Origin of the sequence: Cellulomonas sp., from assembly GCF_035634735.1 — a bacterium.
Classification (GTDB): Bacteria; Actinomycetota; Actinomycetes; order Actinomycetales; family Cellulomonadaceae; genus Cellulomonas.
Genome location: NZ_DASQCJ010000069.1, coordinates 21167 through 45811 on the forward strand (window position 1 = coordinate 21167; position 24645 = coordinate 45811).

The window sequence follows — 24645 nt, forward strand, 5'->3', positions numbered from 1 at the left end:
ACGGGGCGGCCGTGGGCTGCGCAGGTGCCGTGTCGGGGGCGCGCGGCATGATGTGCCCGTGGACGCGACACGACCCGAGACGACGAACCCCGAGGACGCCGGCCTGGACGAGGCCGCCGCGCGCGCACGGTGGACCGAGCTCGCGGACCGCGTCCGGGAGCTCCAGTTCGCCTACTACGTGCGGGACGAGCCGGCCGCCAGCGACGCCGAGTACGACGTGACGCTGCGCCGGCTGGAGGCGCTCGAGGACTCCTACCCGGAGTTCGGCCTGCGCACGCCGGAGTCGCCCACGCAGAACGTCGGCGGCACGTTCTCCACCGAGTTCCGCGCGGTCGACCACGTCGAGCGGATGCTGTCGCTCGACAACGCGTTCTCCGCCGAGGACGTCGCCGCCTGGGCCGAGCGGGTGCACCGCGACCTGGAGCTGCCCGCGGGCGCGGACGTCGGCTACCTCACCGAGCTGAAGATCGACGGCCTGGCGATCGCGCTGCTGTACGAGCGCACCGGCGACGGCCCGGCGCGGCTGGTCCGCGCCGCCACCCGCGGCGACGGCCGCACGGGCGAGGACGTCACGCTGAACGTCCGCACGATCGCGAGCATCCCGGACGTGCTCGCGGGGGACCCGGCGACGCACCCGGAGCAGATCGAGGTGCGCGGCGAGGTGTTCCTCCCGGTCGAGGCCTTCGAGCGGCTGAACGAGTCGCAGGTCGCGGCGGGCAAGGCCCCGTTCGCGAACCCGCGCAACGCCGCGGCCGGCTCGCTGCGGCAGAAGGACCCCCGCGTCACCGCCGGCCGCCCGCTGGGCATGTACGCCCACGGGATCGGGGCGCTGCGGTGGGGGCCGGGCGCCGTCGCGCTGGAGCGGCAGTCCCAGGTGTACGAGCTGCTGGCGGGCTGGGGCGTGCCGACGTCGCCGCACTACCGGGTGGTCCCGGCGCTCGCCGACGTCACCGCCCGGATCGCGGAGATCGGCGACCACCGGCACTCCTACGAGCACGAGATCGACGGCGTCGTCATCAAGGTGGACGACCTCGCGCTGCAGCGCCGGCTCGGCGCCACCAGCCGGGCGCCCCGCTGGGCGATCGCCTACAAGTACCCGCCGGAGGAGGTGAACACCCGGCTGCTCGCGATCGAGGTGAACGTCGGCCGCACCGGCCGGGTGACCCCGTACGCGGTGATGGAGCCGGTCAAGGTCTCGGGGTCGACGGTCGCGATGGCGACCCTGCACAACAAGGACGTCGTCGCGCTCAAGGGCGTGCGCCCGGGCGACATGGTGGTGCTGCGCAAGGCGGGCGACGTCATCCCCGAGATCGTCGGGCCCGTGACGGCGCTCGCGGACGACGGCTACCCGCGCACCGACTGGGTCATGCCGACCGCGTGCCCCGAGTGCGGGACGCCGCTGCGCCCGATGCGGGAGGGCGACGTCGACCTGCGCTGCCCCAACGCCCGCACCTGCCCGGCGCAGGTCCGCGGCCGCGTCGAGCACATCGGCTCCCGCGGGGCGCTCGACGTCGAGGCGCTGGGCGAGGTCACGGCCGCCGCGCTGACCCAGCCGGAGATCCCCGAGGTCCCGCCCGTGGTCAACGAGGCCGACCTGTTCGAGCTCGTCGGCTGGCCCTCGGACGCCCCGGAGGAGGAGAAGGAGCGGGTCCGCGCGCGGAGCTTCGCCCGGCTGCAGCAGGTGCAGGTGGTCGTCCGCGACCCCGAGACGGGCGAGCCGCGCGTCGACGAGGACGGCACCGTGCGCCGCCGGACCCCGTTCCGCCGCCGGGTGACGTACAGCGTGAAGGCGCGGCGGGACGCCGACGCCGCCGGGCAGCCGCTGCCCGAGTACGAGGACGTCCCGTCGGAGCAGGCCAAGAAGCTGCTCGACGAGCTGGACGCCGCCAAGACCAAGCCGTTCTGGCGGGTGCTGGTCGCGCTGAGCATCCGCAACGTCGGCCCCACGGCGGCGCGCGCGATCGCGCAGCGGTTCGGGTCGATGGACGCGCTGCGCGCGGCGCTCGCGGACGCCGAGGGCGCCCGGGCGACGCTCGCGGGCGTGGACGGCGTCGGCCCGACGATCGCCGACTCGGTCCTCGACTGGTTCGCCGAGGACTGGCACGCCGACATCGTCGACCGCTGGCGGGCCGCGGGCGTGGTGATGGCCGACGAGGCCGACGAGTCGGCGCCCCGCACGCTCGAGGGTCTGACGGTGGTCGTCACCGGCAGCCTGGCCGGGTTCAGCCGGGACGGGGCCAAGGAGGCCGTGCTCTCCCGCGGCGGCAAGGCGTCGGGGTCGGTGTCCAAGAAGACCGACTACGTGGTGGTGGGGGAGAGCGCCGGCTCGAAGGAGGCCAAGGCGATCGAGCTCGGGCTGCGGATCCTGGACGAGGCGGGCTTCGTCGCGCTGCTCGCCGGCGGGCCCGCGGCCGTGGGGGACGGGCCGGGCGAGGACGCCGACGCGGCGGGCGAGACCCCGGCAGGCGACGGCGACCCGGCCGCCGCCGACGGCGACCCGGCCGCCGCCGACGGCACCCCGGCGGACGAGGTCCCGAGCGACGCGGACGCCTCGTGACCGGCGCGGCCGTGCCGGCCGCCCCGGTGCGGGTCCGGCTCGCCCGCCCCGAGGAGCACGCCGCCGTCGGCGCGCTGACCGCGGAGGCGTACCGCGCCGACGGGCTGCTGGAGGTCGACGACGAGTACGAGGTCGAGCTCCGCGACGCCACCCGCCGCGCCCGGGAGGCCGTGCTGCTGGTCGCGACGGCGCCCGCGGCGGGCTCCGCGGGTGCGGCGGCGGACCCCGCCGAGGAGGTCGTCGGCACGCTGACCCTCGCCCCGTACGCCACGTCGTACGCCGAGATCGCGGAGCCCGGCGAGCTCGAGCTCCGCATGCTCGCCGTCGCCCCCGGTGCCCGGGGCCGCGGCGTCGCCGCCCGGCTGGTCACCGCCGCCCTGCGCGAGGCGGTCGCCCGGCGCGCCCGCGGCGTGGTGCTGTCGACGCTCGTCGAGATGGCGACCGCCCGCCGGCTGTACGACCGGCTCGGCTTCGCCGCCGCACCCGCGCGCGACTGGGGCCACGAGGGCGTCCACCTCCAGGCGCTCACCTGGACCCCGCCGGTCGCGCCCGGCGTGCTCGTCGAGGCGGCGACGTGGGTGCCGGTCGCGACGCGGGACGTCGACGGGTGGCGCCTCGGGCTGTCGAGCGGGTTCACCCGCCGGGCCAACAGCGCGCTGCCCCTGGGGACGCCCGAGGACCTGGCGGCGACGCTCGGCCGGGTCGAGGCCGGGTACGCCGCGGCGGGCCAGCCGTCGGTCGTCCGGGTCTGCTCGGGTGCGCCCGACGGGCTCGCCGCCGCGCTGACCGCCCGGGGCTACGCGGAGCGCGCGGCCACCGACGTCCTGGTCCGCGACCTCGACGCCCTGCCGCCCGAGCGCGTCGCAGTCCCGCCGGACGTCCGGGTGGCCGTGGCCGACGCGCCGGACGACGCGTGGCTGGCCGGCTGGCTGGGCGTGAAGGCGGCGGGCGGGGCCGTCGACCCCGCGACCGCGCGCGCCGTCGTGTCCGGGTCCCCGGCGCTGTACCTGACCGCCACCGGCGCGGACGGGGCGACGCTCGGCGTGCTGCGCGCCGCGCTCGCCGACGACTGGACCGGGCTGTCCTGCCTGGTGGTGGCGCCGGAGGCGCGGCGCCGCGGCCTCGGGCGGCTGCTGACCCGGGCCGGGCTGCGCGCGGCCGCCGACCGGGGGGCGCGGCGCGCGTTCCTCCAGGTGGAGGTCGCCAACCCGGGCGCCGCCGACCTGTACGCCGGGGAGGGGTTCCGGCCCGCGGAGCGGTACGCGTACTGGGAGCGCTGACCCACCCGCGGCGCGGGGCCGCCGCGCCCGCCGGACGCCCGGCCGCCGGGTTCGCGCCCCACCCGCCGCGGGGCCCCGCCGCGCGCGCTGCGCGGTGCCGGACGATACTGGCGCGATGATCGCGATCGAGCGCGCGGAGATCCTGCAGGCCGCGGGCCTGCGCTGGACGCCGACGTCCGGGGACCGGTTCGCGCTCCGCCAGCCGGCGCTGGCGGGCGAGGTCTTCACCATCAGCGAGATGACCATCGAGCCGCACGCGTACCCGACGGGCACCGTGCTCGGGTTCAACGGCACCACCGAGTGGGCGCTCGACTCGGTCACCCAGGACGACGCGGTGTGGCTGCCGCGCGAGGACCAGCTCCGCGAGCTGCTCGGCGGCACGTTCCGCAGCCTGGCGCGGGCGCTCGACGGGTCGTACCTCGTGGTCGTCGAGCTGCCCGGGCAGCCGGAGCGCGCGTTCGCCGCCGAGGAGGCCGAGGACGCCTACGCCGACGCGGTCCTGGCACTGGTCTCGGCCGCGCGGGTCTGACCCGGCCGGGACCCGGTCGCGACTAGACTCGCGACCATGTCCTCCCTCTCTCGTGACGAGGTCGCGCGCGTCGCGGGCCTGGCGCGGATCGACCTGACCCCCGAGGAGCTCGACCGCCTCGCGGGCGAGCTCGACGTGATCGTCGAGTCGGTCGCCCGGGTCAGCGAGGTCGCCACGCCCGACGTGCCGGCCACCAGCCACCCGCTGCCGATGACCAACGTGTTCCGCCCGGACGTGCCCGAGCAGCCGCTGACGCAGGAGCAGGCGCTGTCCGGCGCCCCCGCGTCCGAGGACGGCAAGTTCCTCGTCCCGCAGATCCTCGGGGAGGAGTGAGATGACCGACCTGACCCGTCTCTCGGCCGCGGAGCTGGCCGACAAGCTCGCCGCGCGCGAGGTCACCAGCGTCGAGGTCACGCAGGCCCACCTGGACCGGATCGCCGCCGTCGAGCCCGCCGTGCACGCGTACCTGCACGTCTCGGCCGCCGAGGCGCTCGCCACGGCCGCCGACGTCGACGCCCGCCGCGCCGCGGGCGAGGAGCTGCACCCGCTCGCCGGCGTGCCGATCGCCGTCAAGGACGTCGTCGTCACGCAGGGCCTGCCGACCACGGCCGGCTCGAAGATCCTCGAGGGCTGGGTGCCGCCGTACGACGCGACCCTGGTCGAGCGGATCAAGGCCGCGGGCCTGCCGATCCTCGGCAAGACCAACATGGACGAGTTCGCCATGGGGTCGTCGACCGAGCACTCGGCCTACGGCAACACGCACAACCCGTGGGACCTGGACCGGATCCCCGGCGGCTCGGGCGGCGGCTCGGCCGCGGCGGTCGCGGCCTACGAGGCCCCGCTGGCCATCGGCACCGACACCGGCGGCTCGATCCGCCAGCCCGGCGCCGTCACCGGCACCGTCGGCGTGAAGCCGACCTACGGCTCGGTGTCCCGCTACGGCCTCATCGCGCTCGCCTCGTCCCTCGATCAGGCCGGCCCGGTCACGCGCACCGTGCTCGACTCCGCGCTGCTGCACGAGCTCATCGGCGGGCACGACCCGCGCGACTCGACGTCCATCTCGGAGCCGCTGCCCGGCCTGGTCGCCGCGGCCCGCCAGGGCGCGACCGGCGACCTGACCGGCGTGCGGGTCGGCGTGGTGCGCGAGCTGCAGGGCGAGGGCTACCAGCCCGGCGTGCTCGCGCGGTTCGAGGAGTCGCTGGAGCTGCTGCGCGGCGCGGGCGCCGAGATCGTCGAGGTCTCCTGCCCGCACTTCGAGTACGCGCTCGGCGCCTACTACCTGATCCTGCCGTCCGAGGCGTCCAGCAACCTGGCGAAGTTCGACGGCATGCGGTTCGGCCTGCGGGTCGAGCCGTCCGAGGGGCCCGTGACCGCGGAGCGCGTGATGTCCGCGACCCGCGGCGCCGGCTTCGGCGACGAGGTCAAGCGCCGGATCATCCTCGGCACCTACGCGCTGTCGGCGGGCTACTACGACGCCTACTACGGCTCGGCGCAGAAGGTCCGCACCCTGATCCAGCGCGACTTCGCGAGCGCGTTCGAGCAGGCGGACGTGCTGGTCTCCCCGACGGCGCCGACCACGGCGTTCAAGCTCGGCGAGAAGCTGGACGACCCGCTGGCGATGTACCTCAACGACGTCGCCACCATCCCGGCGAACCTCGCCGGCGTGCCGGGCATGTCGCTGCCGAACGGCCTGTCGGACGACGGCCTGCCCGTCGGCTTCCAGGTGCTGGCCCCGGCCAAGGCCGACGACCGGCTGTACCGCGTGGGCGCCGCGCTCGAGGCGCTGCTGGAGAAGAACTGGGGCGGCCCGCTGCTGGCCAAGGCTCCCGAGCTGGAGGTGGGCGAGTGAGCACCCAGACCGTCGACCTGGTCGACTACGACGAGGCCGTGGCCCGGTTCGACCCGGTCATCGGCATCGAGGTGCACGTCGAGCTCGGCACCGCGACCAAGATGTTCGACGGCGCGCCCCAGACGTTCGGCGCCGAGCCCAACACCGCGGTCACGCCGGTGTCGCTCGGCCTGCCGGGCGCGCTGCCCGCCGTCAACGGCACCGCGGTGGAGTACGCGATCCGGATCGGCCTGGCGCTGAACTGCTCGATCGCGGAGACCTGCCGGTTCGCCCGGAAGAACTACTTCTACCCGGACGTGCCGAAGAACTTCCAGACCTCGCAGTACGACGAGCCGATCGCCCACGACGGGTACCTGGACGTCGAGCTGGAGGACGGCACCGTGTTCCGCGTCGAGATCGAGCGCGCGCACATGGAGGAGGACGCCGGCAAGAACACCCACGTCGGCGGCGCCACCGGCCGCATCCAGGGCGCGGAGTACTCGCTGGTCGACTACAACCGCGCCGGCATCCCGCTGGTGGAGATCGTCACGAAGCCGATCACCGGCGCCGGCGAGCGCGCCCCCGAGGTCGCCCGCGCGTACGTGCAGACCCTGCGGGACATCTTCCGGGCGCTCGGCGTGTCCGAGGCGCGGATGGAGCGCGGCAACGTCCGCGCCGACGTCAACGTGTCGCTGCGCCCGACGCCCACGGCGCCGCTGGGCACCCGCACCGAGACCAAGAACGTGAACTCGTTCCGCTCGGTCGAGCGCTCGGTCCGGTACGAGATCAGCCGCCAGGCCGCGATCCTCGAGGCCGCCGGGTCGGTGACCCAGGAGACCCGGCACTGGCACGAGGACACCGGCATCACCACGGCCGGCCGCGTGAAGTCGGACGCCGAGGACTACCGGTACTTCCCGGAGCCCGACCTGGTGCCCGTCGCCCCGTCGCGGGAGTGGGTCGAGGAGATCCGCGCCGCGCTGCCCGAGCTGCCCGCCGCCCGCCGGCGCCGGCTGCAGGGGGAGTGGGGCTACGCCGACGCCGAGATGCGCGACGTGGTCAACGCGGGCGCCGTCGAGCTGATCGAGGCGACCGTGGCCGCGGGCGCGAGCCCGGCCGCCGCGCGCAAGTGGTGGATGGGCGAGCTCGCCCGCACCGCCAAGACGCAGGAGGTCGAGCTCGCCGAGCTGCCGATCACCCCGGCGCAGATCGGCCAGCTGCAGCAGCTCGTCGACGCGGGGCGGATCAACGACAAGCTGGCCCGGCAGGTCCTCGAGGGCGTGCTGGCCGGCGAGGGCGACCCGGAGGCGGTCGTCGTCGCGCGCGGGCTGGAGGTCGTCTCGGACGACGGCCCGCTGCTCGAGGCGATCGACGCGGCGCTCGCCGCGCAGCCGGACATCGCGGAGAAGATCCGGTCCGGCAACCTCGGCCCGGTCGGCGCGATCATCGGCTCGGTCATGAAGGCGACGCGCGGCCAGGCGGACGCCGGCCGCGTGCGCGAGCTGGTCCTGGAGCGCGTCCAGGCCTGAGCGGCACGGCGGCGGCGCGGCACCCGGCGGGACCGGGGCCGCGCCGCCGTCGCGTGCGGCGCCGGGACCCCCGGGACCCATCCGGAACGCGCCCGACCGCGCGGCGAAACACGACGGTCACCCGCAGTGCCTAGGCTCGGGTCGACGAGGAGGCAGCCCATGGAGAAGCCCACGCTCGAGGGCGAGATGATCCACCTGCGCCCCATCCGCGCCGACGACGCGCCGGCGATGTGGGACATGGTCAACGACCCCGAGGGGATGCGGACCACCGGCACCACCACGGTGTTCACCCGCGCCCAGATCGACGCGTGGTGCGCGACGGTCTCCGGCATGGACGGCCGGATCGACCTGGCGATCACCGCGAACGGCTCCGACGAGTACCTCGGCGAGATCGTGCTGAACGACATCGACGAGGTGGTCGGCTCCGCGAACATGCGCCTGGTGATGCGGCCGGCGTACCGCGGCCGCGGCTACGGCACCGAGGCGATCGAGCTGGTGCTCGGCCTGGCGTTCGACGGGATCGGCCTGCACCGGGTCGGGCTGGACGTGCTGAGCATCAACGCCCGGGCGCGCTCGCTGTACGAGAACATCGGGTTCCGGGTCGAGGGCCGCCGGCGGGACGCGTACCGCGACGGCGACGGCTGGTGCGACGGCATCGACATGGGCCTGCTCGAGGACGAGTACCGGGCGCTGCGCGCGGCCTGACGCGGCCCGCGCCGCGCCGCCCGCCCGCTCCGCCGCGCGCCGCCCGCGCGCACGAACGAGGCGCCGGTCCCCGGGAGGGTGGGGACCGGCGCCTCGCGCCTGCGGTGAGCGGCGGTGCCGCTCAGGTGTGCGGGTCGATCAGATGAGCCAGCGGTTCTTCTGGACGACCGGCAGGCTCTTCCACCAGCGGCCGAGGCCCCAGGTGTCGCCGCCCGCGGTCAGCGCGACCAGCACGAGGACCAGCGCGTAGATGATGTGGTAGTCCATGACCGGGTTGGTCGAGCCCGAGATGAGCGGCCACTCGGCCAGCCACATCATCGCCATGATGAGCGAGCCGGCGCCCGCGGCGACCCGGGTGCCGATGCCGAGCATGACCGCCAGGCCGACGCCCAGCATGCCGAGCATGAACAGCACGTCCGACACCGGGCTGGCGATGCCGTTGAAGAAGCCGGTCAGCGGGCCCTGGGCCGCGAACTGCAGGAAGCCCTGGCTCGGCGCGCCGCCGTGGATCCAGGCCGCGTCCGAGGCGGTCGAGTAGCCGAACCCGAACGTCTTGTCGAGGAACGCCCAGAGGAAGATGAACCCCGTCGAGAGGCGGAGGGCGGCCAGCACGCGGCGGGCGGCCACCGAGGTGACGACGTCCTCCTGGGTCCGCGAGGTCGCGGGGGCCGCCTCGGTGCGGGGGGTGGTGATCGTGGTCATGATCCGTGCCTTCGTGTGTGTCGGGGGTTCACCTTGTGATGACTTTCCCAATGTCCTCCCGTCGGAGGCCCTACGCCCCGGACGGAAGTCCCAGATCGCCTGCGTGCGGCTGCTGGAAAGCGCTCCGCGTCACCCGGATGCCGGTCACCCGGGACGTCGGTCCCGGGGTCGACCCGGTCGGTTCCGGGACCTCGGTCCCGGGTCTCGCGCCGGGTCGCGCCGGGTCGCGCCGGGTCGCGCCGCGTCGCGCCGGGTCGCCCGGCCGGGCGCCCGCACACGCACGAGGCGCCCGCCCCGGGGTCGGGACGGGCGCCTCGTCGTGCTCCCGGCCGCGGCGGTCTCCGTCCGCCGCGGCCGCGGGCGTGCTCAGCGCAGCCAGCGCTGCGACCGCACCACCGGCAGCTCGCGCCACACGCGGCCGAGCCCCCAGGTGTCGCCGGCGAGGCAGACCGCGCAGGCGATCAGGGCCAGGGCGTAGATGATGTGGTAGTCCACGAGCGGGTTGGTCGAGCCCGCGGTGAGCGGCCACTCGGCGGCCCACATGAGGACCATGATCAGCGAGCCCGCCCAGGCGGAGACCCGCAGGCCGATGCCCAGCATCACCGCGAGACCGACGCCGAGCATGCCGAGCATGAACAGCACGTCGGTGGCGGGGCTGGCGATCGACTGGAACAGGTCCTTGAACGGGCCGACGACGGCCTCGCTGGTGAGGAAGCCCTGGCTCGGCGTGCCGCCGTTGATCCAGGCCCGCTCGGAGGGGGTCGAGTAGCCGAGGCCGAACGTCTTGTCGACGAAGGCCCACAGGAAGATGAACCCGGTGGCGAGCCGGGTCGCGGCGAGCGCGCGGCGCGCGTTCGGGGTGGTGACGACGTCCTCCTGGGCCGGCAGCGGGGCCGGCGCGGTGGACGAGCGGGACACGGTGGGTGCGGACATGGCGGCTGCCTCCGGTCGGGATCACGGCTTTGTGACGACGCGCTCAATGTCCCGCTTCGTCCCGTTGGACGGAGGGGCCGAAGGTCCCGACTTCGTCGACTTCCCGCGTGTGCAGGCCCCGCCGGCGCGCAACCCGGGACCTCCGTCCCGGCGCCGGTCGCGCGGGCGGGTGTCAGCGCATCGACTGGTACGCGCCGAGCGAGACGGCCCGCTCGTGGGCGTGGTCCACGATCCGCTCGGGGTAGTCCGGCGCCGCCGAGCGCGGCAGCTTCCACGGCTCGTGCACCGCCTTGCCGGGGATGTCCCGGAGCTCGGGCACCCAGCGCCGGACGTAGTGCCCGTGCGGGTCGAACTTCACGCCCTGGGTCACCGGGTTGAACACCCGGAAGTACGGCGCCGCGTCGCGGCCCGTCCCGGCGACCCACTGCCAGTTCATCTGGTTCTGCGGGATGTCGCCGTCCACGAGCCAGGCCATGAAGTGGTCGGCGCCGCGCTGCCAGCGCACGTGCAGGTCCTTGACCAGGAACGAGGCGACGGCCATCCGCACCCGGTTGTGCATCCAGCCCTCGCCGCGCAGCTGCCGCATCCCGGCGTCGACCAGCGGGTAGCCGGTGCGGCCCTCCGCCCAGGCGGCGAGCGCGTCGGCCTCGGCGCGGCCGTCCACCCAGGCGTTCTCCGGGATCACCGGGGTCAGCGACTCGTGCGCCGCGCGGGGGTGGTGGAACAGCACGTCCGCGTGGAAGTCGCGCCACGCGATCTGGCCCCGGAACGTGTCGGCGCCCTCGCCGCGCCGGCGGGACAGGTCCGCGAGGATCGTGCGCGGGTGGATCTCGCCCCACTTCAGGGGGACCGACAGCCGGGAGGTGCTGTCGAGGTCGGGCCGGTCGCGCTCGGCCTTGTAGTGCGACAGCGGGCCGTCGAGCATCTCGGCCCAGCGGGCGAGCGCGGCGGCCTCGCCGGCCTCGGGCAGCGCGAGCCCGTCGGGCACGGGGGCGTCGGGCACCGCGTCGGACCGGCCGCCGTCCAGGAACGTCACGGCGCGCGCCGTCGCGGCGGCGTCCGGCGCGGGGGAGTGCCAGCCGTGCTCGGCCCACGCGCGGCGGAACGGCGTGAACACCTGGTACGGCGTGCCCGAGCCGGTGCGGACGCGCCCCGGCGTCACGGCGTACGGCGAGCCGGTGCGGACCAGCGCGCGGCCGTCCTCCTCGAGCGTCCACTCCACGTGGTCGTCCCGGCGGCGGCCGAACGGCTCGGTGGACGCGGCGACGTGCACCGCCTCCGCCTCGACCTCGCGGGCCACCGCCGGGACCACCGCGCGCGGGTCGCCGAGCCGGACCAGGAGCCGGCCGCCGGTCTGCTCGTCGAGCGCCGCCAGGCTGCGGGCCAGGTACGCCCGGCGGGGCGCGCCCGACGACGCCCACAGGCGCGGGTCGAGCACGTACAGCGCGAGCACGTCGCCCTGGGCGGCCGCCGCGTGCAGCGCGGGGTTGTCACCGAGGCGCAGGTCGCGGCGGAACCAGTGGAGGGCGGTCACCCGGCGACGGTAGCCAGCGGCGTCGGGCGTCGCGACCCGGGGCGGGCCGCGGGTGCGGGCGGCCGCGCGGCGGGCGCCCGCAGGTGCAGGAGCGCGCGGCGGCCGGGTCCGGACGCAGGTCGAGGCACCACCGGCCCGGGCGATGAGCCGATGGTGCCTCGACAGGGGGTACCTGCTGACGGGTCGTCGTCACCAGGTGACCGGAGCGGACCGCGGGCGAGTGGCCCGGTTGGCCGCCCCGGGGGAGAGACGGCCGTGGTCCGTGCGCACCAGCCTGCCCCCGCGCGCCGATCCGCGGGTGGGCCGTTGGTCCCGACTTCCGGGGCCGGATCAGCCGCCCGTGACGGCGTCCGCGTGGGCGTCGACGGCGTCCCGCAGGTACACCGCCAGGCCGGGCGCGACCGCGTCGTACGTCGCCGCGAACCGCGGGTCCTCGACGTACATCGCCGCCAGGTCCCGGTACGCCGCGGCGTCCGGGGTCCAGAACAGCGCGACCCAGGCGTGGTGCCGGGCGACGAGGTCCCGGACGGCCGGGTCGCCGACCGGGGTGCCGGCGGCCAGCAGCGCGGCCAGCCCCGCGCTCACGGCCTCGCCCTCCCGGCGGTGCGCCTCGCGCTCGTCCACGGTCAGGTCCTCCCACGCGCGGGTGCTGCGGTCCACCGCCTCGTCGCCCCAGCGCTCGCGCGCCTCGGCCTCGTGCCGGCGGTGGTCGAAGCCCTCGTACATCTGCTCGGCGGGCATGTCGGTGCCCCCTTCCAGGGACTCGATGGTGGCGGCGACGGTGCGGGCGAGCCGGTCGAGCCGGTCCCGCTCGGCCAGCAGCGCGGCGTGGTGCTCGCGCAGCCGGTCGGCCCGGGCGCGGTCCGGGTCCGCGGCCGTCCCGGGCCCCGCGGCGTCGAGGATCTCCCCGATCGCCGCCAGCCCGACCCCGAGCTCCCGCAGCACCAGCACCTGCTGCAGCCGCAGCAGCTCCGAGCGCCCGTACTCCCGCTGCCCGCCCGGCGCGGTGCCGGCCGGGCGCAGCAGCCCGATCGCGTCGTAGTGCCGCAGCGCCCGGGACGTCACGCCGGACAGCCGCACCACCTCGGCGGTGGTCCACCGCTCCGTGCTCGTCGTGCCGGTCATGCGCCCGCCCCGTCCTGCCGCCGACGGCGGTCGTTCCGCCGTCGCTGCTCGACGGTAGGCGTTGACGCCGCGTCAACCGCAACCCCGCACGCGCGCCCGCTCGCTCCCGCCCGATCCGGCCCGCCCCGGGTCCCGTCCCGCCCCCCCGCGCCGAGATAGGACCTGCCGGGCGAGATAGGGCCTCCCACGGTCCTCTCTCGACGCGGGCGTCCTATCTCGACGCGGGCCTCCCGGGGGAGGGGTAGCGGCGCAGCGGAGGGCGGTCGCGGGGGTCGCGGGGTCGGGACGGCGGCGGGCGGGGCGTGTCGGTGGGGCGCGGGGCGCCGGCGGGGGCGTGTCGGTGGCAGGTGGGAGAGTCGGCGCATGGACAACGCAGCGCAGCGCGTCATCGGCCCCGGCGCCGCCACCGAGCGGGTCGACCCCCGGCACTGGCGGGTGCTCCTGCTGTGGCTGCAGGCGGCGTTCCGGGTGCCCGACCTCGCGACCGGCGCGGCCCTCGTCGCGCGGGTGGCCGACGCGGCGGGGCGGCTCGGCGTCGCGCCCGACGTCACGCTGCGCCCCGACCACGTCCAGGTGCGCACGACGACGTGGGCGGTGCGAGGCCTCACCGAGGCCGACCTCGCGCTCGCGGACGCCGTCTCGGCGGCGGCGGACGAGCTCGGGCTGAGCGGCGACCCCGGCCTGCTCACCTCGCAGGAGATCGCCATCGACGCGCTCGACATCCCCCGCGTGGCCCCGTTCTGGCGCGCGGTGCTGGGCTACGAGCCGGAGCCGGGCTCCGACCCGGAGGACCCGGCGCTCGCGGACCCGGGCGCGCTCGGGCCGGGGTACTGGTTCCAGCAGATGGACGAGCCACGGCCGCAGCGCAACCGGATCCACGTCGACGTCACCGTGCCGCACGACCAGGCCGAGGCCCGGGTCGCCGCGGCGCTCGCGGCCGGCGGGACGCTGCTGTCGGACCGGCGGGCGCCCGCGTTCTGGGTGCTCGCCGACCCCGAGGGCAACGAGGCGTGCGTGTGCACCTGGCAGGCCCGCGGGAAGGGCTGAGGCGTCTCGCCCCTCGGTCGATCACAGGACGGACGCCGCACGCACCGTGACGTGCGCGGACGTACCGTGACCGGACGCCGCCGCCGCGGTGGCGCCCTGCTCGTCCGAAGGAGCCCCAGCGTGAGTCGTCCTCTGCGCTCTCGTACCTCGACCCACGGCCGCAACATGGCCGGCGCCCGCGCCCTGTGGCGCGCCACCGGCATGGGCTCCGAGGACTTCGGCAAGCCGATCATCGCGATCGCCAACTCGTACACCCAGTTCGTCCCGGGCCACGTGCACCTCAAGGACATGGGCGACCTCGTCGCGTCGGCGATCCAGGAGGCCGGCGGCGTCGCCAAGGAGTTCAACACCATCGCCGTCGACGACGGCATCGCGATGGGCCACGCGGGCATGCTCTACTCGCTGCCCAGCCGCGACCTGATCGCCGACTCGGTCGAGTACATGGTCCAGGCGCACTGCGCCGACGCCCTGGTGTGCATCTCGAACTGCGACAAGATCACGCCCGGCATGCTCAACGCGGCGCTGCGGCTGAACATCCCGGTGATCTTCGTGTCGGGCGGCCCGATGGAGGCCGGCAAGGCCGTGATCGCGGACGGCGTCGCGAAGACGCACCTCAACCTCATCAACGCGATCAACTACTCGGCGGACGACAACGTCTCCGACCAGGCGCTGGCCACGGTCGAGGAGAACGCCTGCCCGACCTGCGGCTCCTGCTCCGGCATGTTCACCGCCAACTCGATGAACTGCCTCACCGAGGCGCTCGGCCTGTCGCTGCCCGGCAACGGCTCGACCCTCGCCACGCACAGCGCCCGCCGCGAGCTGTTCCTCGAGGCCGGGCGCACGATCGTCGACCTGGCCCGCCGGTACTACGACGACGAGGACGACACCGCGGCGCCCCGCGGCATCGCGACCCGCGCGGCGTTCGCCAACGCGATGGCGCTCGACGTCGCGATGGGCGGCTCGACCAACACCGTGCTGCACGTGCTCGCCGCCGCGCAGGAGGCCGAGGTCGACTTCACGCTCGAGGACATCGACGCGATCAGCCGCAAGGTGCCCTGCCTGGCCAAGGTCGCGCCGAACCACCCGGACTACCACATGGAGGACGTGCACCGGGCGGGCGGCATCCCCGCGCTGCTCGGCGAGCTCGACCGCGGCGGCCTGCTCGACCACGACGTGACCAGCGTGCACACCCCGACGCTCCGCGCGTGGCTGGACGACTGGGACGTCCGCGGCGGCAAGGCCACCGAGCGCGCCACGGCCCTGTTCCACGCGGCCCCCGGCGGTGTCCGCACCACGCAGGCGTTCTCCACGTCGAACGTGTGGGAGTCGCTCGACACCGACGGCGCCGGCGGGTGCATCCGCGACGTCGCGCACGCCTACACCGTCGAGGGCGGTCTGGCCGTGCTCCGCGGCAACCTGGCCGAGGACGGCGCGATCATCAAGACCGCCGGCATCGACCCGGACGTGTTCCACTTCGTGGGCCGCGCGCTGGTGTGCGAGTCGCAGGACGAGGCGGTCGACAAGATCCTGCGCAAGGAGGTCGAGCCGGGCCACGTCGTCGTCGTGCGCTACGAGGGACCGTCCGGCGGCCCCGGCATGCAGGAGATGCTCTACCCGACGTCGTTCATCAAGGGCCGCGGCCTCGGCAAGGTGTGCGCGCTCATCACGGACGGCCGGTTCTCCGGCGGGTCGAGCGGCATCTCGGTCGGCCACGTCAGCCCCGAGGCGGCCGCCGGCGGCACGATCGGCCTGATCGAGGACGGCGACGAGATCGAGATCGACGTCGAGACCCGGCTCATCCGGGTCAACGTGCCCGACGAGGTGCTGGCCGACCGCCGCGCCAAGATGGAGGCGCGGGAGAACCCGTGGCGGCCGGTCGACCGCGACCGGTACGTGTCGCCGGCCCTCCAGGCGTACGCGGCGATGGCGACCAGCGCCGACCGCGGCGCGGTCCGCGACGTGAGCCGCATCCGCCGCGCCTGACGCAGCACCACCCGGAGGGCCGGCGCGCACCCCGCGCGCCGGCCCTCCGGCACGTCAGGGGCGCGTCGCGTCCCGCACGCCTAGAGTCGGCTCATGACGACCACGGGCGGGACCAACCCGGACATCGACATCAAGCCGCGCTCCCGGAAGGTGACCGACGGCATCGAGGCCACGGCGTCGCGCGGCATGCTCCGCGCCGTCGGGCTCGGCGACGACGACTGGGTGAAGCCCCAGATCGGCGTCGCGAGCTCCTGGAACGAGATCACGCCGTGCAACCTGTCGCTGCAGCGGCTGGCGCAGGCCGTGAAGAGCGGCGTGCACGCCGGCGGCGGCTACCCGCTGGAGTTCGGCACCATCTCGGTGTCGGACGGCATCTCGATGGGCCACGAGGGGATGCACTTCTCGCTGGTCAGCCGCGACATCATCGCGGACAGCGTCGAGACCGTGATGCAGGCCGAGCGCCTGGACGGCTCCGTGCTGCTGGCCGGCTGCGACAAGTCGCTCCCGGGCATGCTGATGGCCGCCGCGCGCCTCGACCTGTCCAGCGTGTTCCTGTACGCCGGCTCGATCATGCCCGGCTGGGTGAAGCTCGAGGACGGCACCGAGAAGGACGTCACGCTGATCGACGCGTTCGAGGCGGTCGGCGCCTGCTCCCGCGGCCTGATGAGCAAGGGCGACCTGGACCGCATCGAGCGCGCCATCTGCCCGGGCGAGGGCGCCTGCGGCGGCATGTACACCGCGAACACGATGGCGTCGGTGGCCGAGGCGATGGGCATGTCCCTGCCGGGCTCCGCCGCCCCGCCGAGCGCCGACCGCCGCCGGGACAACTTCGCGATGCGGTCCGGCGAGGCCGTCGTCGAGCTGCTGCGGAAGGGCATCACCGCGCGGCAGATCATGACCAAGGAGGCGTTCGAGAACGCCATCGCCGTGGTCATGGCGTTCGGCGGCTCGACCAACGCCGTGCTGCACCTGCTGGCGATCGCGCACGAGGCCGAGGTCGACCTGACCCTCGACGACTTCAAGCGGGTCGCCGCCCGGGTGCCGCACCTGGGCGACCTCAAGCCGTTCGGCCGGTACGTCATGGCGGACGTGGACCGCATCGGCGGCGTGCCGGTGATCATGAAGGCGCTGCTCGACGCCGGCCTGGTCCACGGCGACTGCCTGACGGTCACGGGGAAGACCGTCGCCGAGAACCTCGCGGACGTCGCGCCGCCCGACCCGGACGGCAAGATCCTGCGCGCGCTGGACAACCCGATCCACCACACCGGCGGCATCACGATCCTCGACGGCTCGTTGGCCCCCGAGGGCGCCGTGGTGAAGTCGGCCGGCTTCGACACCGACGTGTTCGAGGGCACCGCCCGGGTGTTCGAGCGCGAGCGCGCCGCGCTGGACGCGCTGGAGGACGGCACCATCACCGCCGGCGACGTCGTCGTCATCCGGTACGAGGGCCCCAAGGGCGGCCCGGGCATGCGCGAGATGCTGGCGATCACCGGCGCGATCAAGGGCGCGGGCCTCGGCAAGGACGTGCTGCTGCTGACCGACGGCCGGTTCTCCGGCGGCACGACCGGCCTGTGCGTCGGCCACGTGGCGCCGGAGGCCGTGGACGCCGGGCCGATCGCGTTCGTGCGGGACGGCGACCGGATCCGGCTGGACGTCGCGAACGCGACGCTGGACCTGCTGGTCGACGAGGAGGAGCTGGCGGCCCGCCGGGTCGGCTGGGCGCCGCTGCCCCCGCGGTACACCCGCGGCGTGCTGGCGAAGTACGCGAAGCTCGTGCAGTCGGCGTCGACGGGAGCCGTCCTGATCTGAGCCCGGCGCCGGGCGGCGGGTCGGCCGCCGCCCGGCCCGCGCTCAGGGCGTCACGATCGGGAAGTCCGGCACCGGCTTCCCGAGCACCGACAGCACGGTCGCCAGGGCGCCCGCGTCGCCCGCGTGCTCGACCCCGTCCAGCCCGCCGCCGGCGAGCAGCCGCAGCAGCCCGGCGCGGGTGAGCCGCACGGTCAGGTCCGCGGGCCCGGACCGCCGCGTCGGGTGGTGCACCAGCACGCCGTTCCCGAGCGCCATCGCGTAGACCTCGTCCAGGTCGGTCAGCTCCCAGCGGATCGCGGCGGACCGCCCCCACGCGCGCGGCCCGTCGACCCGGATGGCCAGGCTGTCGAACAGCTGCGTGACGGTGAGCGCCGACGCCATGCCCGCGGCGCTGACCGCCATCGGCACCGCGCCGTGCCGCAGCTCCCGGGCCGCGGTCAGGTAGCTGTTCCGCCAGGTCGCGTTCTCGGAGCCGTGGCCCAGCCGGGTGTGGACGTCGGCGAGCACCTCCCGGGCGTCCGCGTGCCCGGGCGCCGCGAACACCGCGTGGTGCGCGAGCTCGGCGGCGAACCGCAGGTCGCCGCGCTCGGCGTACTCCCGGGCGCGGGCCACCGTCGCGTCGACGCCGCCCAGGCACTCCACGTACCGCTCCGCGAGCGGCTCCGGCGGGTGCTGCCACAGGTGCGCGGGGTTGCCGTCGTACCAGCCGAGGTAGAACTGGTACACCGCCTTGACGTCGTGGTTGACCGAGCCGTAGTACCCCCGGGCGTGCCAGGCGGCGTCCAGCGCCGGCGGCAGCTCCAGCACCTCCGCGATCTCCGGCGCGGTGAGGCCCTGGTTCATCAGGCGCAGCGTCTGGTCGTGCAGGTAGGCGTACAGGTCCCGCTGCTCGCCGAGGTACCGGCGGATCGCGTCGGCGCCCCAGGTCGGCCAGTGGTGCGACGCGAGCACGACGTCGGTGTCGTCGACGAACAGCTCGACGGCCTCCGCCAGGTACCGGGACCACATGCGCGCGTCCCGGACCTGCGCCCCGCGCAGCGTCAGGACGTTGTGCAGGGTGTGCGTGGCGTTCTCGGCCATGCACAGCGCGCGGTGCCGCGGGAGGAAGAAGTTCATCTCGGCCGGCGCCTCGGTGCCCGGCGTCAGGTGGAACACGAGCTCGATGCCGTCGACGGTCTCCCGCTGGCCGGTGTGCGTGACGTCGACGGTAGGCGCGAGCAGGCCGACGGTCCCGGTCGAGGTGCCCGGCCCGAGCCCCGCGCCCAGGGTGCCGTCCGCGCCGACGGGCAGGCCGGCGCCCGCGCCCGTGTGGTAGACGCCGCGGCGCAGCATGGCCCCGCCGGCGTAGACGTTCTCGGCCACCGCGTGCTCGAGGAAGTGCTCCGGCGCCAGGACCGGCACGCTCGTCCCCGCGTCGACGACGCCGAGCACCCCGCCGAAGTGGTCGATGTGCGAGTGCGTGTAGAGCACGCCGGTCACGGGGCGGTCGCCGCGGTGCGCCCGGTACAGGCCGAGCGCGGCGGCGGCCGTCTCGGCGCTCACCAGCGGGTCGACGACCAGCACCCCGGTGTCGCCCTCGATGACGGTCATGTTGGACAGGTCGAGGCCGCGCACCTGGTACACGCCCTCGGTCACCTCGAACAGCCCGTGCACCGCCGTGAGCCCGGCCTGCCGCCAGAGGCTCGGGTGCACCGTGTCCGGGCACGGGCCGGCGGTCGCGGCCTCGAACGCGCCGGCGTCGTACACGACCCGGCCGTCGGCGGCCCGCACCACGGGCGGGTCCAGCGTCGCGACGAACCCCCGCCGCGCGTTCTCCAGGTCGGTGGGGTCGTCGAGGTCGGCGCGGAGCCCGGTGGTCGTCATGCCTCGAGTCAACGTCGCACCCGGGCCCGGATCGTCACCCGCGGCGGATGACGGGGCCGGGTCGCGCCGCTCCGCCCGAACGCCCCCGCCGGCGCCGTGCCGGCCGCTAGGGTCGCGTCGGGTGCCTGCCCGGCACGCCGACGCGAGGGGGACGAGCGTGACGGAGCTGCCGCCGGCGGGGACCACCGCCGTCAGCACCCGCGGCCTGCGGAAGACCTACCGGCACCGCGGCCGGCGGGTCGTCGCCGTGGGCGGCCTGGACCTGGACGTGCCGCTCGGCGGCGTGCACGGGTTCCTGGGCCCGAACGGCGCGGGGAAGACGACGACCATCCGGATGCTGCTCGGGCTGATCCGCCCGGACTCGGGCGTCGTGCGCGTCCTGGACCGGCCGGTGCCGGCGGCGCTGCCGGAGGTGGTGAGTCGGGTCGGCGCGATCGTCGAGTCGCCGAAGTTCTTCCCGGCGTTCTCCGGCCGGCGGAACCTCGAGCTGCTCGCGGCGGCGATCGGGGCGCCGGGCGCGCAGGTGGACCGGGTGCTCGCCGACGTCGGCCTCGCGGACCGGGGGTCGAGCGCGTTCCGCACGTACTCGCTCGGGATGAAGCAGCGGCTGGCGATCGCGTCCACGCTGCTCAAGGACCCCGAGCTGGTGATCTTCGACGAGCCCACGAACGGCCTGGACCCCGCCGGCATCCACGAGGTGCGGCAGACGATGCGGGACCTCGCTGCGGCCGGGAAGACCGTCCTCGTGTCGAGCCACATCCTCGCCGAGGTGCAGCAGGTGGCGGACACGGTGTCGATCGTGACCCAGGGCCGGCTCGTCGCGGGCGGCCGGGTCGCCGACCTGCTCGCCGCGGCGGGCGCGGGGGAGGCCCGGGTGGGCGTGGACCGCCCCGCCGAGGCGGCGGCGGTGCTCGCGGAGCGGGGCTGGGCCGTGCGGCCGGACGGCGCGGGCGGCCTGCTCGTGGCCGGCGCCGAGCCGGCGGACATCACCCGGGCGCTCGCGGACCGCGGGCTGTACCTGCACGAGCTCGCGCCGGGGCGGGCCGACCTGGAGCAGGTGTTCCTCGCGCTGACCGGCACGGGCGAGGACGGCACCGCCGCCGCGCACCAGGGCCGGCCGGCGCCGCACGGTCGGCGGGTCCGGGCGTGACCGGCCCCGGGGTGGGCGGCCTGGTCCGGGTCGAGGCGCGGCGGTTCCGGTACCGGTCGGCGGTGCGCTGGCTGGCGGCGCTCGCGGTGCTGGCGGCGCTCGTCGTGGTGACGACGGTGTTCCTCTCGGCGCGGCCGCCCTCGGAGCGCGCGCTCGCGGAGGCGGAGCAGCAGTACGCGTTCGCGCAGGACGACTGGGCCGAGAACGGCGAGCAGTACGTCGCCGACTGCCGCGACGGCGAGGCGCAGGAGCGGGAGACGGACCCGGGCGCCGACTGGGGCTGCGACGACATGGAGCCGCGCCCCGAGCACTACCTGCCGGTGCAGCCCACGCTGGCGGACTCGGGCGCGTCCTGGGTGTCGGGGGCGACCTCGTTCCTGCTGCTGCTGGCGTTCGCCGCCGGGGTCACCTTCGTGACGGCGGAGATCGGGTCCGGGGCGCTCGGGACGTGGCTGACGTTCGTGCCGCGCCGCGGCCGCGTCTACGCGAGCAAGGTGACGGTCGCCGCGGCCGGGGTGCTGGTGCCGACGGCGGTCGCCCTCGCGCTCACGGTGGGCGGCGCGTGGGTCGCGGCCACGGCGAACGACGCGGTCGGCGCGCTCACGCCGGCGTGGTGGGGCGACCTCGGGTGGCAGGCGCTCCGCGCGCTCGCCGCGGCGGCGGTGCTCGGGGCGGCGGGCGCCGCGCTCGGGTTCCTCGCCCGCAGCGCCGCCGGCGCCCTCGGGATCGGGATCGGCTGGCTCCTGCTGGTCGACAGCGTGCTGGCGGGCGTCGCGCCGGCGCTCACGCCCTGGACCCTGCGCGCCTCGCTGACCGCGTGGCTGGACGACGGCTACCACTACTTCGCGACGGTGCCGTGCCGCCCGCTCGACGGCGTGGCCCAGGCCGGGTCCTGCAGCGTCGAGCGGACGGTCTCGATGCTGCACGGCGGGGTCCTGCTGGCGGCGGTCGCGGCGGTGCTCGTCGCGCTCGGCGCGCTGGCGTTCCGGCGCCGCGACGTGGACTGACGTCCCCTGCGCCCGCCGCCCCCGCGTGATTGGGTGGGGCGCATGGGCTGGACCGTCGAAGATGCGCCGTGGTGGACCCGAGCCGTCGTCTACCAGATCTACCCGAGGTCGTTCCAGGACTCCGACGGCGACGGCGTCGGCGACCTCCGCGGGATCATCTCCCGGCTCGACCACCTCAGCGCCCTCGGCGTCGACGTGGTGTGGCTGTCGCCGATCTACCGCTCGCCGCAGGACGACAACGGCTACGACATCAGCGACTACCAGGACGTCGACCCGTCGTTCGGCACGCTGGCGGACCTGGACGAGCTGATCGCCGGGCTGCACGAGCGCGGGATGAAGCTGCTCATGGACCTGGTCGTGAACCACACGTCCGACGAGCACCCGTGGTTCGTCGAGAGCCGCCGCGGCCCGGACAGCCCCAAGCGGGACTGGTACTGGTGGCGGCCGCCGCGCGCCGGCATGGCGCCGGGGCACCCCGGGGCCGAGCCGACCAACTGGCACTCGTTCTTCTCGGGGTCGACCTGGGAGCTCGACGAGGCGTCCGGCGAGTACTACCTGCACCTGTTCAGCCGGAAGCAGCCCGACCTCAACTGGGAGAACCCCGAGGTCCGGCAGGCCGTCTACGCGATGATGCGCTGGTGGCTGGACCGCGGGGTCGACGGCTTCCGGATGGACGTCATCAACCTCATCTCCAAGGACACGGCCCTGCCCGACGGCCCGGTGGTCGCGGGGGTGTGGGGCGACGGCAGCGCGCACTACACCGACGGCCCGCGGGTGCACGAGTACCTGCACGAGATGCACCGCGAGGTGTTCGAGGGCCGCGCCGACCGGCTGCTGACGGTCGGGGAGACTCCGGGGGTGACCCTCGAGGAGGCGCGGAAGTACACCGACCCGGCCCGGCGCGAGGTCGACATGGTGTTCCAGTTCGAGCACGTGGGCCTGGACCACGGGCCGGGCGGCAAGTTCGACCCGAGGCCGCTGCGGCTCACCGACCTGAAGGCGACGTTCGGTCGCTGGCAGGCCGGGCTCGCGGACGCCGGCTGGAACAGCCTGTACTGGGACAACCACGACCAGCCGCGCGTGGTGTCCCGGTTCGGCGACGACGGGGAGCACCGCCGCGCGTCGGCGAAGGCGCTCGCCACGCTGCTGCACCTGCACCGCGGGACGCCGTACGTCTACCAGGGCGAGGAGCTCGGGATGACGAACGCGCACTTCACGCGGTTCGACCAGTACCGGGACATCGAGTCGGTGAACCACGTCGCGCAGGCCCGCACGCTCGCCTCGGCGACGGACGAGCAGCTGCTCGCGGGGCTGGCGGCGATGAGCCGGGACAACGCGCGCACGCCGGTGCAGTGGGACGACTCGCCGCAGGCGGGGTTCACCACCGGGACGCCGTGGCTGGCGGTCAACCCGAACCACGCCGAGGTCAACGCCGCGGCCGAGCGCGCCGACCCGGACTCGGTGTTCCACCACCACCGGCGGCTGATCGCGCTCCGGCACGACGAGCCGGTCGTGGCGCTCGGCGACTTCACCATGCTGCTGCCCGAGGACGAGCAGGTGTACGCCTACACCCGCGAGCTCGACGGCGACGCGCTGCTGGTGGTGGTCAACGTGTCGGGGGAGGAGCGGGCCGTCGACCTCGGTGCGGCCTGGCCGCTCGCGGACGACGGCGGGTGGGGCGAGCTGGTGCTCGGCACGCACGCCGACGCGGGCCCGTCGACGACGCTCCGGCCCTGGGAGGCCCGGGTGGTGCGGCGCCGCTGAGCCGGGGGGCGGGGGCGCGCGGCCGGCCCGGCGGCCTCAGGCCGTCGAGCGCTGCACGTCTACCACCACGCGCAGCGGGTCCTGGAGCACGAACACCCGGTACGGCGCCTCCGGGTCGGTCAGGCCGAGGAACACCTGGGTCTGGCCCTCGAAGGTGCCGGAGAACTCCGCGCCGGTCACGACGGTGCCGGCCGGCGTGCGGGTGCCGGGGGTCAGCTCCTCGACCCCGGTCTCGAACGGGTAGCCGAGCCCGGTGAGGTACAGCGTCAGCACGCCCGCGCCGCCGAGGTCGACGGTGTCGCCGGTGGGGTCCTCGACCGCGGTCGGGGTGCGCTGCACCGTCCACCCGGGGGTGCCGGTGCCGCCGAGGTCGACCACGACCCGGTCGTACCCGGGGTGCGTGCCGAGGCGCAGCCCGGTCACGGTGAGGCTCGCGCCCGCCGACGGGTCCGCGTCGCCGGTGCTGCCGAACGCGGGTGCGGCGGCGTCGGCCTCGGCGTCGTCCGCCGCGGTGCCGTCGCCGGCGCTCGCGGAGGGCGAGGGGGTCGGGCTCGGCGGGACGGGCGCGCTGGTCGCGGGCGACGCGGCGGACGTCGCCGGCGCCGACGGGCCGTCGTCGCCCGCGCCGCCGCACGCGGCGACCAGGGCGAGCGCGGCGACGGCGGTGCCGGCGAGCAGCGGGCGGCGGGCGGCGCGGGGGCGGGTCATGGGTCGAGGCTACGAGCGGGCCCCGGGCCGCGCAGGGCCCGCGACGGCGCGTCGCGTCACGACTCGGTACCGATCATCAGGTGGACTCGTGCACCACCATGTGAGACGGGGCAGGCCGGGCGTGACACCGCGGGACGGTCGGCGTAGTGTCACGTGACATGCGGACGAACACCCTCCTCGTAGTACTTCCCAGGCGCGCCGGCTGAAGCCACGCACGGAAGGCTTCGTCAGCGCGCGCACCCCTCGACCGGCCCGGCTCCTCGGGCCCGAGGGGTTTTTTCGTGCCGGCGAGGACTCGTGCGGCACCCACGCGGCCCCGGCCGCAGCAGCACCCGCTCCACCCGCACAGACGCAGGAGACACCGATGGTCCAGGGCCCCCACCCGGCACCGCCCCGCCGGCCGGCCGCGCCCGCCGGCTCGCCCGAGGCGCGCGAGCCCGCGCGCCTCGTCGAGCCCGCGGCACCCCGCGACGCTGCTCCCACCGCCCGGCCGCGCCCCGTCGTCACGGAGCAGGTCACCGGCGCGAAGTCGATCGTCCGCTCGCTCGAGGAGGCCGGCGCCGAGGTCGTCTTCGGCATCCCCGGCGGCGCGATC

Annotated in this window: 19 protein-coding genes and 1 pseudogene; 14 read left to right on the forward strand and 6 right to left on the reverse strand. The window is 75.5% G+C overall.

Annotated features, from left to right (window positions below; translation table 11 throughout):
• Positions 1-58: 58 nt before the first annotated feature.
• The 7 genes from ligA to VER05_RS06480 all read left to right on the forward strand — a co-directional run bounded on the left by ligA (position 59) and on the right by VER05_RS06480 (position 8425).
• Positions 59-2557, forward strand: coding sequence for an NAD-dependent DNA ligase LigA (ligA, locus tag VER05_RS06450; protein ID WP_414647568.1), 2499 nt, complete (start codon positions 59-61; stop codon positions 2555-2557).
• Entirely contained in the window at positions 2554-3837 is a 1284-nt protein-coding gene (locus tag VER05_RS06455; protein ID WP_324844557.1) for a GNAT family N-acetyltransferase, read from the forward strand. The genes ligA and VER05_RS06455 overlap by 4 nt, the downstream gene beginning before the upstream one ends.
• 115 nt (positions 3838-3952) lie before the next feature.
• Complete coding sequence (locus VER05_RS06460) at positions 3953-4366, forward strand: pilus assembly protein CpaE (protein ID WP_324844558.1); 414 nt, start codon at positions 3953-3955, stop codon at positions 4364-4366.
• A gap of 36 nt (positions 4367-4402) precedes the next feature.
• Positions 4403-4699, forward strand: coding sequence for an Asp-tRNA(Asn)/Glu-tRNA(Gln) amidotransferase subunit GatC (gene gatC, locus VER05_RS06465; RefSeq protein ID WP_147795987.1), 297 nt, complete (start codon positions 4403-4405; stop codon positions 4697-4699).
• A gap of 1 nt (position 4700) precedes the next feature.
• Complete coding sequence (gatA, locus tag VER05_RS06470) at positions 4701-6215, forward strand: Asp-tRNA(Asn)/Glu-tRNA(Gln) amidotransferase subunit GatA (protein ID WP_324844559.1); 1515 nt, start codon at positions 4701-4703, stop codon at positions 6213-6215.
• The gene (gene gatB, locus VER05_RS06475) at positions 6212-7720 is read left to right on the forward strand and encodes an Asp-tRNA(Asn)/Glu-tRNA(Gln) amidotransferase subunit GatB (protein ID WP_324844560.1); all 1509 of its coding nucleotides are present in this window, start codon (positions 6212-6214) and stop codon (positions 7718-7720) included. The genes gatA and gatB overlap by 4 nt, the downstream gene beginning before the upstream one ends.
• Before the next feature lie 159 nt (positions 7721-7879).
• Positions 7880-8425, forward strand: coding sequence for a GNAT family protein (locus tag VER05_RS06480; protein WP_324844561.1), 546 nt, complete (start codon positions 7880-7882; stop codon positions 8423-8425).
• A gap of 138 nt (positions 8426-8563) precedes the next feature.
• On the opposite strand, the gene VER05_RS06485 is transcribed toward VER05_RS06480, so the two are convergent.
• The 4 genes from VER05_RS06485 to VER05_RS06500 all read right to left on the reverse strand — a co-directional run bounded on the left by VER05_RS06485 (position 8564) and on the right by VER05_RS06500 (position 12719).
• Positions 8564-9127, reverse strand: a complete 564-nt coding sequence (locus VER05_RS06485; RefSeq protein WP_154728818.1) for a DoxX family protein — start codon at positions 9125-9127, stop codon at positions 8564-8566.
• 366 nt (positions 9128-9493) lie between these two features.
• Complete coding sequence (locus VER05_RS06490) at positions 9494-10060, reverse strand: DoxX family protein (protein WP_324844562.1); 567 nt, start codon at positions 10058-10060, stop codon at positions 9494-9496.
• 172 nt (positions 10061-10232) lie between these two features.
• Positions 10233-11594, reverse strand: coding sequence for a deoxyribodipyrimidine photo-lyase (locus tag VER05_RS06495; RefSeq protein WP_324844563.1), 1362 nt, complete (start codon positions 11592-11594; stop codon positions 10233-10235).
• A gap of 330 nt (positions 11595-11924) precedes the next feature.
• Positions 11925-12719 (reverse strand): MerR family transcriptional regulator, encoded by a 795-nt coding sequence (locus VER05_RS06500; RefSeq protein ID WP_324844564.1) that lies wholly within the window; start codon positions 12717-12719, stop codon positions 11925-11927.
• 363 nt (positions 12720-13082) lie between these two features.
• Here VER05_RS06500 and VER05_RS06505 point away from each other — a divergent pair, with 363 nt between their 5' ends.
• The 3 genes from VER05_RS06505 to ilvD (VER05_RS06515) all read left to right on the forward strand — a co-directional run bounded on the left by VER05_RS06505 (position 13083) and on the right by ilvD (VER05_RS06515) (position 17558).
• On the forward strand, positions 13083-13766 hold the full coding sequence (locus VER05_RS06505) for a VOC family protein (protein ID WP_324844565.1): 684 nt from the start codon (positions 13083-13085) through the stop codon (positions 13764-13766).
• A gap of 120 nt (positions 13767-13886) precedes the next feature.
• Positions 13887-15749: a dihydroxy-acid dehydratase gene (ilvD, locus tag VER05_RS06510; protein WP_324844566.1), complete on the forward strand. Its 1863-nt coding sequence runs from the start codon at positions 13887-13889 to the stop codon at positions 15747-15749.
• Positions 15750-15842: 93 nt separating this feature from the next.
• Positions 15843-17558, forward strand: a complete 1716-nt coding sequence (ilvD, locus tag VER05_RS06515) for a dihydroxy-acid dehydratase (RefSeq protein ID WP_324844567.1) — start codon at positions 15843-15845, stop codon at positions 17556-17558.
• Between the two features lie 42 nt (positions 17559-17600).
• Here ilvD (VER05_RS06515) and VER05_RS06520 read toward each other — a convergent pair whose 3' ends face one another.
• The gene (locus tag VER05_RS06520) at positions 17601-19421 is read right to left on the reverse strand and encodes an alkyl/aryl-sulfatase (RefSeq protein ID WP_324844568.1); all 1821 of its coding nucleotides are present in this window, start codon (positions 19419-19421) and stop codon (positions 17601-17603) included.
• Between the two features lie 157 nt (positions 19422-19578).
• On the opposite strand from VER05_RS06520, the gene VER05_RS06525 reads away from it, so the two are divergent.
• From VER05_RS06525 to VER05_RS06535, 3 genes are read left to right on the forward strand one after another with little or no spacing between them, the layout of a single operon-like run.
• The gene (locus VER05_RS06525) at positions 19579-20571 is read left to right on the forward strand and encodes an ATP-binding cassette domain-containing protein (RefSeq protein ID WP_324844569.1); all 993 of its coding nucleotides are present in this window, start codon (positions 19579-19581) and stop codon (positions 20569-20571) included.
• Entirely contained in the window at positions 20568-21578 is a 1011-nt protein-coding gene (locus tag VER05_RS06530; RefSeq protein ID WP_324844570.1) for an ABC transporter permease subunit, read from the forward strand. The genes VER05_RS06525 and VER05_RS06530 overlap by 4 nt, the downstream gene beginning before the upstream one ends.
• A 42-nt stretch (positions 21579-21620) precedes the next feature.
• On the forward strand, positions 21621-23342 hold the full coding sequence (locus VER05_RS06535; protein ID WP_324844571.1) for an alpha-glucosidase: 1722 nt from the start codon (positions 21621-21623) through the stop codon (positions 23340-23342).
• A gap of 36 nt (positions 23343-23378) precedes the next feature.
• Here VER05_RS06535 and VER05_RS06540 read toward each other — a convergent pair whose 3' ends face one another.
• Positions 23379-24050, reverse strand: coding sequence for an AMIN-like domain-containing (lipo)protein (locus tag VER05_RS06540; RefSeq protein WP_324844572.1), 672 nt, complete (start codon positions 24048-24050; stop codon positions 23379-23381).
• A 364-nt stretch (positions 24051-24414) separates the two neighbouring features.
• Between VER05_RS06540 and VER05_RS06545 the strand changes: the two are divergent.
• Positions 24415-24645, forward strand: a pseudogene (locus tag VER05_RS06545) (acetolactate synthase large subunit); the annotation flags it as partial.